This window comes from Roseimarinus sediminis, assembly GCF_050433125.1.
Classification (GTDB): domain Bacteria; phylum Bacteroidota; class Bacteroidia; order Bacteroidales; family Prolixibacteraceae; genus Roseimarinus; species Roseimarinus sediminis.
Map to the genome: position 1 here is coordinate 430594 of NZ_JBNPXV010000001.1, position 15787 is coordinate 446380.

The 15787-nt window shown below is 37.8% G+C and carries 10 protein-coding genes; all 10 read right to left on the minus strand.

The annotated features are described in order from the left end of the window. Position 1 precedes the first annotated feature (1 nt). A complete protein-coding gene (locus FHS86_RS01735) occupies positions 2-1069 on the minus strand; it encodes a glycosyltransferase family 2 protein (RefSeq protein ID WP_429410481.1) in 1068 nt (355 codons plus the stop codon). A 147-nt stretch (positions 1070-1216) separates the two neighbouring features. Further along, positions 1217-3049 (minus strand): asparagine synthase-related protein, encoded by a 1833-nt coding sequence (locus FHS86_RS01740; protein WP_429410483.1) that lies wholly within the window; start codon positions 3047-3049, stop codon positions 1217-1219. Beyond that, positions 3033-3965: a glycosyltransferase family 2 protein gene (locus FHS86_RS01745; RefSeq protein ID WP_429410485.1), complete on the minus strand. Its 933-nt coding sequence runs from the start codon at positions 3963-3965 to the stop codon at positions 3033-3035. Before FHS86_RS01745 ends, FHS86_RS01740 begins: the two co-directional genes overlap by 17 nt. Before the next feature lie 3 nt (positions 3966-3968). Further along, positions 3969-5459, minus strand: a complete 1491-nt coding sequence (locus FHS86_RS01750) for an O-antigen ligase family protein (RefSeq protein WP_429410487.1) — start codon at positions 5457-5459, stop codon at positions 3969-3971. Between the two features lie 3 nt (positions 5460-5462). Further along, on the minus strand, positions 5463-6803 hold the full coding sequence (locus tag FHS86_RS01755) for an oligosaccharide flippase family protein (RefSeq protein WP_429410489.1): 1341 nt from the start codon (positions 6801-6803) through the stop codon (positions 5463-5465). Positions 6804-6817: 14 nt separating this feature from the next. Continuing rightward, positions 6818-9469, minus strand: a complete 2652-nt coding sequence (locus tag FHS86_RS01760; RefSeq protein WP_429410491.1) for an SPOR domain-containing protein — start codon at positions 9467-9469, stop codon at positions 6818-6820. Between the two features lie 95 nt (positions 9470-9564). Beyond that, positions 9565-10323 carry a TolC family protein gene (locus FHS86_RS01765; RefSeq protein WP_429410493.1) on the minus strand — a complete coding sequence of 253 codons (759 nt, stop codon included), beginning with the start codon at positions 10321-10323 and terminating at the stop codon, positions 9565-9567. Then, a complete protein-coding gene (locus tag FHS86_RS01770; RefSeq protein WP_429410495.1) occupies positions 10316-11410 on the minus strand; it encodes a sugar transferase in 1095 nt (364 codons plus the stop codon). Before FHS86_RS01770 ends, FHS86_RS01765 begins: the two co-directional genes overlap by 8 nt. Before the next feature lie 145 nt (positions 11411-11555). Next, positions 11556-11921 (minus strand): response regulator transcription factor, encoded by a 366-nt coding sequence (locus FHS86_RS01775; RefSeq protein ID WP_429410497.1) that lies wholly within the window; start codon positions 11919-11921, stop codon positions 11556-11558. 74 nt (positions 11922-11995) lie between these two features. Next, complete coding sequence (locus FHS86_RS01780) at positions 11996-15586, minus strand: histidine kinase N-terminal 7TM domain-containing protein (RefSeq protein WP_429410499.1); 3591 nt, start codon at positions 15584-15586, stop codon at positions 11996-11998. Positions 15587-15787 lie beyond the last annotated feature (201 nt).

The following is a 15787-nucleotide window of genomic DNA, read 5'->3' on the forward strand; positions in this document are numbered from 1 at the left end:
TTTATTTTTCAACCCCATGTGCCGTATGAATGAATTTTTTATTTGCACCTTTCAATTTGAATAGCGATAAAAACATCAAAATAAATGCTTTAGGCAACGAAAAAAAAGCGATCAAAGTCTTTTGGGTATAAAAAGAAATTGGCACTGCTAGCACAAACGAAACATATACTAGAATTGCCAGCGCCAACCATGTCGTAAATTGAAGTGCTAAAATATCTTGTGCTCCAGGCAGCAATGCAAGGAAACCAAAAACCATGGCAAATAAGGTGGTTAGTCCCAACAACAATACCCTTGGAGGTGAAACCATTTGGAAAACCTTATCGAAGAAATCGACATTCCCCCTAACAATTAAGTGTTTTAGCCCCGAAAAAAAGTACCGCCTGAAATAAATGAATTGTGCCGAAAGCCATCTCTTTCTTTGGTTCGCAAATACGTCAGGTTTTTGTACTTTTTCATCGAGAACCAAGGCATTGTTCAAAAATTCTATTTTTATATTATCGCGCAGCAATTTCAATTCAAGCTCCTTGTCAAAACCACCAATGGCATTTACGTTGGCCATGGTGGTTTTAAACAGATGGTAATCAAAAGCCATACCCGATCCGATTAAGGCCGATGACAGACCTAAATTCCGATGTCCCTTTCGAAAAATATGGTTGTTCACTTCCTCGCTTATTGCATCGAGAACGGCAAAATGGGTATTGAGATTTTTGGCAACTCTATGGCCTTGAACCACTTTAAAGCCACAATTGAAAGCATGGTTTATTTTTAAAAGAAAATCGTTCATCATTAAATTATCGGCATCCAATACCACTGCAACATCAAAGTTGTTGCCAATGGTTTCCATGGCTTTGTTCAATGCTTTCGACTTGGTGCTTTTTTCAAATGAAACCTCAACCAAGATAATCGACAAGGCTTTTAATGCATCAATTGTTTCTTGTCGAAATGAATCGGCAATCACAACCACATCAAACAACTCTTTTGGGTATTTCTGATTGAGTGCATCATTGGCCACATCAACAATTACCGCATCTTCTTTGTAGCCAGGTATAAGCACTGCCATCTTTCGCATTTCATTAGCTTTCACTTTGGTTTTCCTGGGCGGGAAAATGGCGGCAAACGAAAAAATGAAAACATAAACTGCTGCAAAGGCAAAATATATAAATATAATATATTCGGCTAGGTGTACTAAATCAATAATCCATTCCATATACGTAAGTTATAACAGTTCGTTCAGATTTGAAATTTCCTTTCCTTCAAACATCATCTCCCACCAAACAGTGAGCATTAGCAAGTTGAAATACTGGAAGGCTTTCACCTGCGAATACCAGAACCAGTAAGAAGGTTGTTCTGCCAAATGGTCGTACCCGGTCAAAAAAGCCCTTACTTTATCAGCATTCAGCAGTTCATTGCATATTGATGATTTCGCTACGATCGATTGGAACAGCTTTCTATTCTCGTTTGATTGGAAAAATATTGGAAGGGGAGCAAAGCCGCCCTGCTTTTTTCGGTTGGTAATTTCAGTGGGCAGTTTGGGTTTTAGGTACGACTTATGCAGGTATTTCGAAACGCCACGACCTTTCGATAAATCAACCAAGCTTCCCCTGAATTTTAGTTCGCGTGGAACGGTTGACAGGAAATTGTACATCGCGGTCGACATGTAGGGGAATGTAAGCTGGTTGTTGTGCAAAGCCGCCATTTTTGAAGCCTTAAACAAAATCACTTCATTGATTACCTGCATGATGTCGCCAAAGTAATTGTGAACCATAAAGAATTCATCGAAGCTTTTTACACCTTTTGGAAGCCTGTTTAAATAGGGTGGTTTCTCCATTCGCGAGTTAAAATTCAGAAGTATTTGTGCTTCGGAGGGTGAAAACCCAAAATTATCGCTCTTTAGAATATTATAAATCTTGTCGTTATGAAATTTTATCCTAAAATACATGTTGTCTTTGTCGAAAGCCTTAGCCGCCAAAGTATGCGAAAGTAAGTTTTGCAAAGGTGCAAGTCCCATCTTTTTTAAACGGTAATTCAATGCCAGCTCTTTACCTGCAGTTCCATGTAGCTGATCGTTGCCATCGCCGCCCAAAATGATGTCGGGTTTACTATCGCCAATAAGTTTCATGGCCAAATAATTCACCATTAACCCGCCTTCCTGAAACGGATCGCCAATAAAGCCTATAATATTAGGCAGTTCCATAATTTCAGAACCGTCAATTTCGTAATCCTTATACTCAGCTTCATAATGCTTGGCTAGCAGTTTGGCCAAAGGTAATTCGGACCATGGATTGTTTTTAAACCCGATTGACATGGTTTCCACATTGCCTTGATAAAAATCGCGCAAGGCACTAATGTTTCCACCCGAATCGTATCCGCCGCTCATGAGCAAGCCCACTTTTTTCTTACCAGCTACCCGTGCTTTAATCGATGCTTTGTGCAAGCGTTCGTATTCTTCTATTGCTTCATGCTCCGACATTTTAAGGGTGTTGTAATTGCTTTTGAATTGCTCGAAGCTGCATAGGTTTTCTTCTTGTATATGCCCGTTCTCAATTTTCAGATAACAACCAGCGCCAAGCTTCTTAACGCCTTTAAGCGATGTTTGCGGTGATGGGATGTAACCCATTGTCAGAAATTGAGCTAAAGCAGATAAGTTGGGTTGGGGGTCAAAAGCATTAATCGATTTGAATGCAAACAGGTGACTTGCAAAATAGTGTTCGTTGTAAAAAAATTGTGGACCGGCACCATGCCTGTCGCGATAAGCCAAAAACGAAGTATCGGAAGAAACGATCAAGGTATAATCGCCATCGATTTGCTTAAAAAAATCGGCCCCTTTGTTTAAGTAGTTTTCTAGTATCCAGAATGAATCAGAGTTTGTCTTATTTTGAACATCGGCATGAAAAACCCGCCCCCAAAGCAACAATGTTAATCCATTTATTTGCGCCATTTCAAATCCTGCCCCCAAATAAAACCCGGTTTCAGTATTCCGTTCTAAAACGTTATGTACAGACATTTCAGCACCACCGAACGATCCGATAAAATTATACCTTGTTTTCATAGTTACTTAATTTTGGGTTGTGATGTATATTCTTATAATGGAAAAAATTCCAAGTAAACGCTTTAAAAATTGGCACAACAAGATCAAAACGGCGTTGTAAAATATATTGCACAAGCGACTTAGGAAAAGAAACCAGATTAAAATATATAAAATTGATTACACGGGTAAGCCCTTTTGAGTTTCTCCTTGAATAGAGAATCCTATTTCGGGCTATATAATAAATTTTCAAAGGGCTCTCTTTACCAGTCGAAACTGATTCTTTATGAAAAACAACCGATTGTGGCTGATAATACACGCTGTAACCTGCTCTTTTTATACGCACACACCAGTCATGTTCTTCATAATAAAGAAAGTAGATTTCGGTCATCATCCCAACTTGGGTTATTACTCTTCGGGGCACCATCATGGCAGCACCATGTATGGCATAAGTTTCTTTTGTTTCGTTATATTGCCCAATGTCTTTTTGACGGTAACCAACCAAATTTTGCCTCATTGTGTAAGGGTTCATTGGATAGTACCCGGCATATTGAATGGTATCGGGTCTATGATAGAATAAGATTTTGGGGCTTACCATTCCAATAGTCCGATCGTTTTCTAGCAGTTTCACCATTGGTTCCAAAAACCCCCTTTCCACCTCAGTATCGTTGTTGATAAAAAGCAGGTAATCGCCCTTTGATACCCTTACTCCCAAATTATTGCCTCCTGCAAAACCAATATTCTTTTCACTCTTAATCAACATAATATCGGGGTGTTCGGTCTTTAGGATATCAGGCTTATCGTTGGGTGAGGCATTGTCAACTACAATGATTTCGATATTTGGATAAGTAATATTGCGCAAAGAATTGAGCAATTCGAGCGTTATTTTGCTTTGATTGTAATTGATTGTTACGATTGAAACCAATGGCATACTCTCCATAATTCAACTTTTTAATTGTTTTTCAAAACCTTGCGCCAACTCTTTTTCTTTGATTGCCTCGTTGTCGAATTTGCGGGCCAGAAAGAGAAAACCGATGCTCGAATAAATTAAAATTCCGGTTGGCATTTGGCCTAAAATACCGTTTCCATACGATGCAACCATGATCCCAAACATACCACAAACCAAAGCGCTCATTTGAGCCCTGACCCAATCGTCGCGTATTTTAAACATGATAATATACGAAGATTTTATTACAATATAAAAAAGGATAAACAGGTGAAGAGCAAGCCCTACAATTCCTTGTTCGGCCCAAATGGCAACATACCAGCTATCGGTTGGGGTATTGGCCAAAAATGTGTTTGGACTAAAACGCTGCCCCCAGTTACCAGCCGAACCTATACCTCCCCCAAACGGGCGGGTAGCCATGTACGCTTTAAGTTTTCGTTGGTTTTCGAGACGTACTTGCAACGAGGCATCGTTGGGGTCGAAAGCCGTACGCATACGGTTTATGGTATAGTTGCCACTTCCAATGGTAGTAAATTTGAAAAAACCAAAAACAGCTATTCCGATAATTGCACCAATAATTAGTACTTTAATATTTTTACGAAGCAACACATACAGTGCAAAGCCCATAAAAGGAACAGCAATAGCACCACGTGTGCCCGAAATCATCATTCCATATAAGCCTAAAAAAGATACAATTGCAAAAATGATTTTTAATCGTATTGATTTTTTTTGATTCAGAGCAAGAATACCAAACACTACACCTGCATGACCTTGAGCTGCACCAAATTGACCAGCATCGGAAAAAAAGGAGAATACACGAAGTTTACCAAATAAGATATGGGTTAACTCTCCGCCACCATCGAGCCAAGCTTGTTCCCAAGGATCGGGACCAATAATTTTTTGTTGAATTCCTTTAAGGGTTGCCAAAACCGATAACACTGCCCATATCTTCAGAAGTAAACTTAAATCTGTTCGTTTATCAAAAATGATAGAAATGATTGGTATAGTAAACAACATATAAAGTGAAACACCACGCATAGCATAGAACCAAGCAGCCCTACTAACTGCCTCGGGATTTATGAGCTGGAAAAGAGAATACCCAAACCAAATGACAGCCAACAAAACAGCATCATTCTTCGCATTTTCCCAAGGAATTTTTCTGAAAAATGAGATAAAAAAAAGTGATAAATATATAAGAACAAAGTGGGCATCGATAACCAATCCTAAAGGCAAGCCTTTAATGTAACGCATTGAACCTAATATGATAAAATTCAGAACATACGTACCAATTAAACCAACTCGTGGTACCATAAAAATTGAGAATATATATGTTAGGGCAAAAGGCAACATGATTATCCCTACCCCGGCAGTTAATCCCCCTTTGGCAACCATATAAGCAATCAAACCTAATATACATAATAAAACCAGCATATATATGGGCTTTTTCAACAAACTACTTCCATATGTATTTTGGAATGAACCTTCCATAAGTTAAATGTGATTTCTGAGGTTTCTGAAAAACACTAAACCTTCGGATACTAAACCCCTTAAGCTCAGTGTCATTTCGCGGCTCAAATAATAATAACCTAACACAATGCCAATTAAAGTGAACAAAACAGTTACGATGGCAACAGCTTCGATAGATTGAAATACAAAAACGGCAATAAAATCGCCCACAATATTTGCACCTGCCATTATCATTACCTTATTGAAATTAAACCGTGGTTTATTGATACTATCGAGCGCGACGCCTGTAAACCGATCGATGGGCAAAAGAATTGAATAGATGGCAAAAATACGGAATACCATTGCTATCATGGGAAGTGATTCTTTATATTCGCTACCACCTAGGAATAGCACCAAGGGTTCGGCCAATATAAAGCAAAGTATTGCAACAGGAATAAAAAGGAGCGTAACTACACTGCTGTATCCATAAAAAATCTTTTTTAGCCCTTCAATATCTCCATCGTGGCTTTTTTTCGACATTTTAGGATAGGCAGTTATCGAAAAGCTTCGTAAAGGTATGCCCAAAAGGTCGGTCAGTTTCAGTGGTATTGCATATTGAGCAATGCCTACTGAACCTAGAATCGGACTGAGACCTATAATGATGGTATCGGCACTCCGCAACAAGCTACTTCCAATTAAGGTACCCATTGAGTAACGACCAAAGTTTAATATCTCGCGTGTTGTTTCTTTCGTTGCTTCTTTAAGTTGTGCAAAACCATCCCATCGTTTTATAAATACCAATAAGCTTGGCAAAAGGTTTGAAATGAGATTGGCAATAACAATTTCGAATAAGCCCCAATGCAACCACAGGTAGTTCACCAAAAGAAAAACCACGAAACTGCCAATATTAAGTAACCTGATGTACAGGATGAGTTTAAAACGTTGCTCGGCCTGAAAAAGCGAAACCGAGTTGTTCCAAGATAAATTGAGCAAAGCCAAGATGGGATACCATTGCAAGAAGAGCAAATAGCCATTGTTTATATTGAACTCAAAAGCATTAACAATAACCAAGCCTGTCCAACAAAACAAAGTCATGGCCCCAACCAACCAAAGGCCAATTTTGTAGCTTGCGCCCATATACGACCTGTTTTTTTCGATATTGCCACCCGAAGCAAAACGCACCAATGCATTGCTGGTAAGGCCAAACCTAAGCATATCGAAAAACGTAGCGATTGTTACATACAGTACCCAATTACCAAAAAATGCTTTTTCGAGGCTTCGTGTAAGAATCATAAAACTGATCAAACCCAATGAAGCCGCAATTAGGCTAGTGCTTAGCGACAGAAAATTCTTCTCCCTAATAATTTTATATATCTTGTTCTTCATTCTTAGCTAAGCATTTATTCAGGTGTTTCGGTGGTCAATACAATTGATGCATTGGCGTTGGGTACAAAATCGTTCACTTCTTTGCGCATTTTTTCAGCCTCATTGCGTGTGTTGTACGAACCAACAACAACTCGGAACAAGCCACCGTTCAATTCAACAATATTGGGTTCGAAACCAAACTGTTTGTGTAAATAATAGCATTGCCGTGCATTTTCTTTACTTCGGAAAACACCTACAACAACCTGATGTTGAACCACACCTTGTGTTTGTTCCAATTGCCTAATTGGCTGTTCAACCTGAGGTTCCATTTCTTGAATGGGCTGCCCAACTAATGTATCGTTATTATCAATTGTTTGAGGGAAACCTTCAAACATTTTTATCTCCATTTGCTTTGCTTTTTGGGTTTTGTATTTTGGATAAACTACAAAGTAACCAACACCTGCAATAAGCAACAATGCAAAAGCTAATACAATCCATTTAATTGAAAATGAATTCCGACTTTGGTTTTCAGTATCTTTCGATGTTTCGTAACGCGACCCTAAATTTTTTCTGGAGAAGAATTGAAGCCTGAGCACATTTTTTACCAAACGTCGAACAAAAGTACGATGCCTGGGCAGATCGCCAATTACCGACTCCATTTCTTCGATAGGCACCCCATTGAGCAACAACTGTGGATTGTTGTTCTTGGTAAATTCAACTATGTCTTTAATGGCATTCTTATCGGCATTGCTCCATGGACGGTTGGCGCGAGCCACCAAAAATGAATGGTGCGAACTTTTGAATAGCTTTATTGGGTAGGTATTATTCAAAATACCTGGAATTTCAACAAATACGTAGTCATAACTCTTCAAATCGACTCCCGACCAATCGGCAACGAGCTCAGTGATGGAGGATACCCTGTGGAAAGAATGGTCTATGTTATAATAAAGAATATTAGATGATGTTAAAGACTCCTCATCGTCGGTTTTTGGTTTTAGCAACAAAACATTATAACCAAATTGGCTCAGTTTCTCAACCAGTAATTCACTCAATAACGACTTTCCTTCTCCTGTCAAAACGCTAAAAATAAGATTGATATCTGGCTTAGGTTTTTCGTTTGCTGCTTCGGTATTTAATATTAAGCGACGCGAAACGATATCGAGCCCCCGGTTTTTCACATATTCAACATCAACACTCTTATTGAGCCCCAAAACTGGGAAAATGGCGGCCACCTTAAGTCCAATAAAGTTCTCGGCACGAAACGTATTACGGATATTTTGATCGAGAAACTCGAGTGCTATGATTGTAAATGCTGGTATTATGAATCCGATCAAAAAGGCCAATACCAGTAATATTTTGCGTTTGCTTGGTTCAGCTACAATTGGGAAAAAAGGTGCAGCAACTATTTTAAGGTTTGAATTTAGTTCAATATTTTGCTGTTTCAGTTTGGCAAGGTTAAGGCTTTGCAAAAGTGCCAGATACTCCCTTTCGGCTACATCAATTTTTCGCTCGAGCCGTTTCATGGTAGCTCCTAGTGGGGCATAATCGGAGAATAATTGGCGGAATTCATTTTGCTTCTGGTTCCCAACAATCAGTTTTGCCTTTGCTGTTTCGTGCTCAATCATTTTGTTGAGCCATTCGTTCAACACAGCACCAGAAGAAACTCCTTCGGTGGTATTTTCAATATTGTACTTCTGGGTAATGGCGTTGTTTAATGTTTGTTGCAGTTCAAACGATTGTGTTTGCAGTGCCGACAACTCCGAAATTAAATTATTCTCTTGATCGGCATCCATTCTCTCGGCATTAGATTTTAAGGCAATTTCGAGGTTAACCTTTGCCAATTGGTTTCGCAAACTGATTATTTCGGTGCTGTTTAATAGTGTTTTTTCATAATCATCCATTTTATTTTCCAAAGCCTTCATGGCTGAAATGGCTGCTGCATTCTCCATCTGAATTTCCATGTAGGTTAGGTTGGTTTGTTCTCTTTCAGATGCAATGTGCTTTGTTTGTTCATAATAGTTCACAATGTTGTTGGTACGATTGAACTGTAGTAGTTCGTTTTCAGCTTGATTTAACCTTTCATTGGCATCGTCAATTTGTAACTGAAAATATTTTACTACGGCATCGGACTGATTGACCTTTATGCCCGAATACTCTTCAATAAAAACTTCAATTAATATGTCGAGTGTTTGCTTACAGATGCCGGGATCGTCTGAGGTAAACTGTATCTCAATTAAATCGCTCGATTGTACCCTGGTAACTCTTATCTTCGATCGAATGCCTTTAGAGCTGTAGTGCCGATGATTGTAATTGATAAATTCGTAAATAAAGTTTTCGTGGTCAGTCTCTTTAAATTCCTTTAGATTTTTCAGTGTTTTTTTAAAATCACCCCTAATTACCAATGCCTTTACCTCGGGAGGCACAATCTTCATCAGTTCGTAATAGTTTTGTTTTTCGATGATTTCTTTGCGTGGTTGTTCCAGCAAAAGGTGCGATGCCAAAAGTCTTAGGCCAACCTCTTCAAGCGTGCTCCTTGATGTTATAATGTTAATGAGGTTATCAAAGGCCGTTCGTGTTCCAAAAAGATCCATTTTCGATTCTTCCAAAGAAACAATGGACGAGCCTGTTGCAATTCCGGTATAAACCGATGCATTGGTTTTATACGATTTGGGCTCATTTTGGGTCATAAAAAACACAATTGCTACAACAATTATTGGCGAAACAACCAATAAAACAGCGTGTTTTAATAAAAGCCGTATAAAGTAGATCAAATTCACAATTACTATTCTCCAATTTTAATTTTCACCCCAACAGTTTCTTCGAGCAGTTTTAATGCCACAAAATATTCCACTTTTGTGTCTTCCAGATTGGCAGTAGCTCTTGATAGCATGTCGTTCAATCGGGCATACTCATCAACGGTTAATTTTCCATTCGTAAAATCTTTTTCAGCCCTTATCATTTGTACCCTGTAAACCTCAACCGAATTGTTAAGAATTACAATGTTGCGATATGCTTTCACCAAGTTACCATACTGAACAATAACAAGTTGCCGAAGTTCTTTCAACGTTGACTCTTTCTCGAGCAAAACCAGATCGGCTTCTACTGAAGCTAATTTCACCTTACTTTTATCGGCAATTGAAGACAAAGGAATTTTAAGAAAGATCCCAAGATTGTAACGTGTTTGCTCAGTGGTACTAATTGCCGGATCCTCAACACCCAAATCGCCCGTAACAATTAGGTTGTCAAAAAGGCCATATTTTGCTCCAGCTTCGAAACCCAAATTACGCATCCACTCCCTTTTTTCCGAATTGACCTTCAATTGGTTAATCACTAAATTGGCATCGTGGATTTTCAATAACGGAGAGTTTTCTTCAGCTTGTGCTTGCAAAGTAGCTAAAGCCGGCAACCTCTCGGTAATATCTTTGCCCGAAATAGTATTTGATATCAGCTCATCGTAAGTTTGTCCTCTCACATTTAAGTGAAAAAACAATAATAAAAGGAAGATTACACCTGCTAATACCCTCATCATTTTCTTATACATTTTCTTTTTGAAAAACTGCCGGTATGGTACGTAAAATGATCCATATATCTTTCCAGAAGGCATATTTGCTGTTAGCAATTTCAACATATTTATTGTCGAGTCCCTTGCGTTCTTCTGGCGACATTTTTGAGCTACGGCCACGTGCCTCAACTTGCCACAAACCTGTTATTCCTGCTGGTCCGTTAAAACGGCTGGTCCATTCGTCGGTAGTCAGCAATTCAGCTTCGTACAAAGGCAAAGGCCTGTTACCCACAATTGACATATCACCTTTAATTACATTGATCAACTGTGGGAGTTCATCGATACTTAATTTGCGTATAATATGCCCCACTTTGGTTATGCGTGGGTCGTTATCAAGTTTAATGAACGCTTTTTCCTGCTTGCTTTTTTGCTTATTCCTGAACGATTTCTCATCAACGGTATCTTCGTCGCTGAATAACAAGGGAGCATCGGCATTGACACTTTGGTTAATATTGATGCTTTCAGCATCCTCAACAGACTTGTTCTCCGACTGGTATTGATTGAGGTGTTCAAATTCTTTTAATCGCTTATCGGCATCGGGGTACATGGAACGCAGCTTCAAAAAATTGAATATCTTATAACCAGTACCAACTCTTTTCGATATGTAATACACTTTACCTTTCGACTCGAGCCTAATGGCAATAATAATCAGAAGCAAAAAAGGCGAAGCCATAAGCAATGCCAAAGAAGCAAAAAAGATATCGAAAGCACGTTTAAAGAAACCTATTTTGTATTCTTGGACCTGAGCAGGTTTATTAAAAGGCTGAATGGTTTTCACTTTTGGCTTAAACTCTAATAGAAATTTTATCCGATCGATTAATTTCTGTGCGAAAGCTATTTGATCAAGTATATTCGCATCGGGTGACGGTTTTATGTAATAATCGTCGATACGAGCTTGCATTGCAGCCTTACGGGTATTTTTATCAAACTCATTATCAAGAAGAATAAAAGGTGTTTTTCTTTCCTTATCGAAGTTTTTTATGAAATCGGGAAAGAAAGACAAACCCTTTTGCCCTTGTAGATCTTGTTCGCAAATCACACCATCAAAACCTGGTAGTGTTTTCATATGTTTTGTTGCTTCAAAAACATTTTTGCATTGGTTTAACTTAATAAAATCGTTCAAAGTATTAAACCTATCGCTAAAATTTTTATCATTCCCGATATAAACTATACGCATTGCATTCTGGTTTTTTAATTCATGAAAAAGATTTTTAACGCCCTAAAACTTTTTCAATCCGAATAAGTAGTTCTTCGGGGTTGAAAGGTTTCATTATGTAGTCTTCGGCACCTGCTTTGAGGCACAGAATACGGTCGTTACTACTATCTTTACTACTAAGCACAATTATTGGTACATCGGAGAAGTAGCCGCTATTTTTAACTTTACCAATCAACTCCAGGCCATCCATGTTGGGCATTTGCAAATCGGTAAGAATAAGGTCAGGGATATTGCCTTCCTGTAGCCACATAATAGCCTCAATGCCATCAGAACGTACTTCCACTTCATACTTTGAACTAAGAAATCTGGTTAGCAAATCACTTATCGACGATTTGTCGTCAACTATTAGTATCTTTTTCATAACTGCTAAGTTTATTTTTCAAATACAAGAGATGTTTCCAATTTAATTACTTTTTTACTGATATTTGATAATTATTATGAACAAAAATTTGCCTCTATTTCGTTTAAACAATTCTGTACATTTTCAAAATCGAATGCATCGATATATTTTTTTAAGGTTTTTGCAGTACGCTCCAATTCAGCCACTTGGTTTTCGGATGCAAATTGATGAATCCTGTTTGCCATATCCGATAGATTATCAAAGAGCATAAACAACTTCTGTTCAGCGATCTCGACAGCAAACAATGCTGAAAATATTTCAATAATTTTCGAATCTACTTTAGTTGTGCTTACAGTAGGTTCTGGGTCATCTAAAGCAACCTGAGATTGCTTATTATTTTTCAATTCGGCATTATCACTAAATTGAAGAAACTTTTTCAGCATAGCAATAATTTCGTTCTTTTTTACAGGTTTATGCATGAACTCATCAAAAATATATTTGATTGCATCCACTTCGTTTTGTAAGGTTGAAGCAGTAAGTGCAATTACAGGTATTGATCTTGTTTTGGGGTCGGATTTTAAAATTTTGGTAGCTTCAAAACCATCCATTACTGGCATTCTGACATCCATCAATACCAAGTCGGGGTTTAGTTTTCTTACCATATCAATAGCTATCTTACCATTTTCAGCTTCAAGCAATTCAAAACTATATCGGCTTAAATAAGCTTTCACTAAAAAGCGGTTATGCTCCACATCGTCAACAATTAGTATTTTGGCTGGGGCAAAATTCATTTCATTAACATCCCAAACATACGATTCTTGCTTCGAGACCCTGTCTGCCACAAAAGGAATATTGTTGAAGTAAAGTATAAAACGGCTTCCGCGCCCGACTTTGCTTTCCACTTTTATTTCACCTCCCATAAGTTCCATCAACCTTTTGCATATTGCCAAGCCAAGTCCTGTACCACCATAGGTGCGGTTATCGTGTCCGCTCTGTTGACTAAAAGCATCGAAAATCCGGCCGAGGTCGTGTGCTGGTATGCCAATGCCGGTATCTTCAATACCAATTTCAAAAAATACAGTGTCGTATTTTTTATTGAGTAATGTAACTTCAATTGAAACATGACCTTCTTTTGTAAATTTCACGGCATTTCCAACAATATTCAGAAGGATCTGTCTTAATCGTACTTCATCAATCAACACTGTTGTTGGCATTTCTACATCGAATTTTACCAACAAATCAATTTGTTGCTTACGTGCTTTTAGCTCAAAAAGTTGTTTTATTTCGTTTACCGTAATCTTTAAGGAGGTGTATTCTGGTTTGATTTCAAGACGTCCTGCTTCAACCTTTGATAGATCGAGGATATCGTTAATGAGAGATAACAGAGTATTTCCACTACTTAAAATTGTATTTAGAAATTCGCGGTGCTTAGGATCATCAGTTGAATTAAGCATAATTTCACTAAAACCAAGAATAGAATTCATTGGTGTGCGTATTTCGTGGCTCATATTGGCAAGGAATTCCGATTTTGCTTTATTAGCCATCTCTGCGGCGTGTTTGGCCAACAATAGGTTTACTTCAGCTTCTTTTTGTTTAGATATGTCGGTAAGTACAGTTAACAACAGTATTTCACCTTGGCTCTCAATGGTTTCACCCGATAATAAACCGGTTAATACCTCCCCTTTTTTTGTCCTTATTTGCACTTCCAACTTATCTAATTTACCGGAATGACGATAGGCATTGACTGCCTGTTTATAGTCGTCTGAATCGAAAAACAAGCCCAAATCCTTCGCTGTTTTTCCAATAATTTCTTCCTTTGAATAGCCTGATGCGCTAATAAATGCCTTGTTCACATCGAGGAAAATATTTTCGGGTAATTTTGAAACAGCCATTAATGCAGGGTTGTTTTCAAACAACTTATTGAATTTAAGAAGTGCTTCCTGTTCTTTCGATAAGTCTTTTGAAATACGGAAAATACAAGGTTGACCGTTCCAAGTACCCTTCCAAATACGTGTTTCTACCGGAATTAAGCTTCCATCTTTGCGTTGAAGTGGCAACGAACAGAAATTTCGTTTATCTTCAAGTATTTCTTTAAAGCCGACCATCGCCTGATCCATCATCCCTGGTGATACAACGCCCAACATTCCCCGTTCTTTTAGTTCATCGAAATTGTACCCAAGCTTTTGTTCAACGGCAGGGTTCGAGAACAAAACAGCACCTTCGGTTGTGCCAATAATTATTATATCGTCGATAGTTTCAAAAAAAGAACGGAAGTTTTCTTCGCTCTCGCGCAGGTTTTGTTCAGCTATGGTTTGTTTGGTGGTATTGCGTACCATGCATACCAACTTATCTTTTGCAAATGCAATAATTCGTGCATGATAATAATGCATTTCGTTGTTTATAGGAAGCTGATAGTTCAACTCTGAAACCTCATTGCTGTTCTGCGTTTTTTCAATGGCTTTATCGAACATTATCACGACTTCGGGTGGCAAAACGGTTTTAAATTCTTTGCCCATAAAATTTTCGGGACTTGTATATAAGTCGTTAATTTCTGCTTTATAATCAACAATAAACCCTTTTCTATCAACAACAAAAAGCATATCGGGAACACTCTTAATCAAGGTTCGATGGTATTCTTCGCTCTTTGCCAAATCAAGTTCCATTTGAACATTAGTAGTAATATTTCTGATAATATACAGCTTGCTCTCCTGCTTTCTTTTTATATCATGAACAAAAACAGAATACCAAAACTGTTTATCAAATATTTCAACTTTTACATTTTCAATGTTCTTATTATCATTAATATATCTATAAAGCGGATGTAGCGATATGTCTGTAAATTCAATAGGTAGTCCAATTACATTCCTGCTTCGTACACCTAGAATTTCCATTGCCGCCCTATTAATATCCTGGATCCTTTTCTGATGATCCAAAACCAATATTCCATCATCAAGGTTTTCGACCAACATATCGCGGGCAATGGGAGCAAGACTCAACAACCTGCTGTAAAGTATTACTGAGGCCATTACGACACCGGTAAAAATGATGCTCAAAGGGGTAATATTAAGCCCGGGAACAGGATTTAATCCACTAACATAAAGAATTGAGGCAGTCCATGGAAACAAACCACCAAAAAAAACAGCAATGGCTTGCCATCGGAAAAGCTGTGAAAACTTAACAACAAAACTATATAAAATATAAGTCGCAACCAGAAATATCAGATAGCTATATGCTGTATACCCCGTCAAAAACCACGGTCCATGCGAATATAGCATCAGATTAGTTTGCTCTGATATAGAAGAAAAGTCGGTCCAGATTAAATGGTGCATTTCATTTGTGAAAGCTAATGTGGTAGTTATCAATGGCACAATTAATAAAAGCAAAATATTCCGGGGCTTAATATATTTCTCCTTGCGGGTAAAACTGAGCACAAACAACAAATACATAATAGGTACTGTTGGTGCAAAAATATATTCGATTTTTGACCAGAAAATTTTCTGGTGTTCAAGTATAGCTGCACTTTCGAACATGGCTGCCAACGACCATAATGCAGTAACCAACATTAAAAAATGAAGTTCAAATGCACCTTTTGCCTTCCTTCTTTGTAGTGATAGAAATGCTACAAAAAATGAAATCATTGCACTTGTGAAAAACAAGATTGAATATATACTAAAAACGTAGTGCATAATATACGGTATATTATAGTACAATACAAATTATTAAAATGATAAAATTCCTTTCCAATTTAATAAAATTAGACAAGAAATAATATGAGATAAAGAAATATCATGCATGTAAAATTGCATCTGGTTATACAACAATATTTACCTACTTTTATTAATTGATTAGATTTTGGTTTTTTTTCATAATTTCGTACAGATAGTTTT

Coding starts and splice junctions, on each gene's coding strand:
- FHS86_RS01775 (WP_429410497.1), bottom strand. CDS start 11,921: ATGAAAAAGATACTAATAGTTGACGACAAATCGTCGATAAGTGATTTG.
- FHS86_RS01780 (WP_429410499.1), bottom strand. CDS start 15,586: ATGCACTACGTTTTTAGTATATATTCAATCTTGTTTTTCACAAGTGCA.
- FHS86_RS01750 (WP_429410487.1), bottom strand. CDS start 5,459: ATGGAAGGTTCATTCCAAAATACATATGGAAGTAGTTTGTTGAAAAAG.
- FHS86_RS01770 (WP_429410495.1), bottom strand. CDS start 11,410: ATGAAAACACTACCAGGTTTTGATGGTGTGATTTGCGAACAAGATCTA.
- FHS86_RS01760 (WP_429410491.1), bottom strand. CDS start 9,469: ATGACCCAAAATGAGCCCAAATCGTATAAAACCAATGCATCGGTTTAT.
- FHS86_RS01765 (WP_429410493.1), bottom strand. CDS start 10,323: ATGTATAAGAAAATGATGAGGGTATTAGCAGGTGTAATCTTCCTTTTA.
- FHS86_RS01735 (WP_429410481.1), bottom strand. CDS start 1,069: ATGCGAAAGATGGCAGTGCTTATACCTGGCTACAAAGAAGATGCGGTA.
- FHS86_RS01755 (WP_429410489.1), bottom strand. CDS start 6,803: ATGAAGAACAAGATATATAAAATTATTAGGGAGAAGAATTTTCTGTCG.
- FHS86_RS01745 (WP_429410485.1), bottom strand. CDS start 3,965: ATGGAGAGTATGCCATTGGTTTCAATCGTAACAATCAATTACAATCAA.
- FHS86_RS01740 (WP_429410483.1), bottom strand. CDS start 3,049: ATGAAAACAAGGTATAATTTTATCGGATCGTTCGGTGGTGCTGAAATG.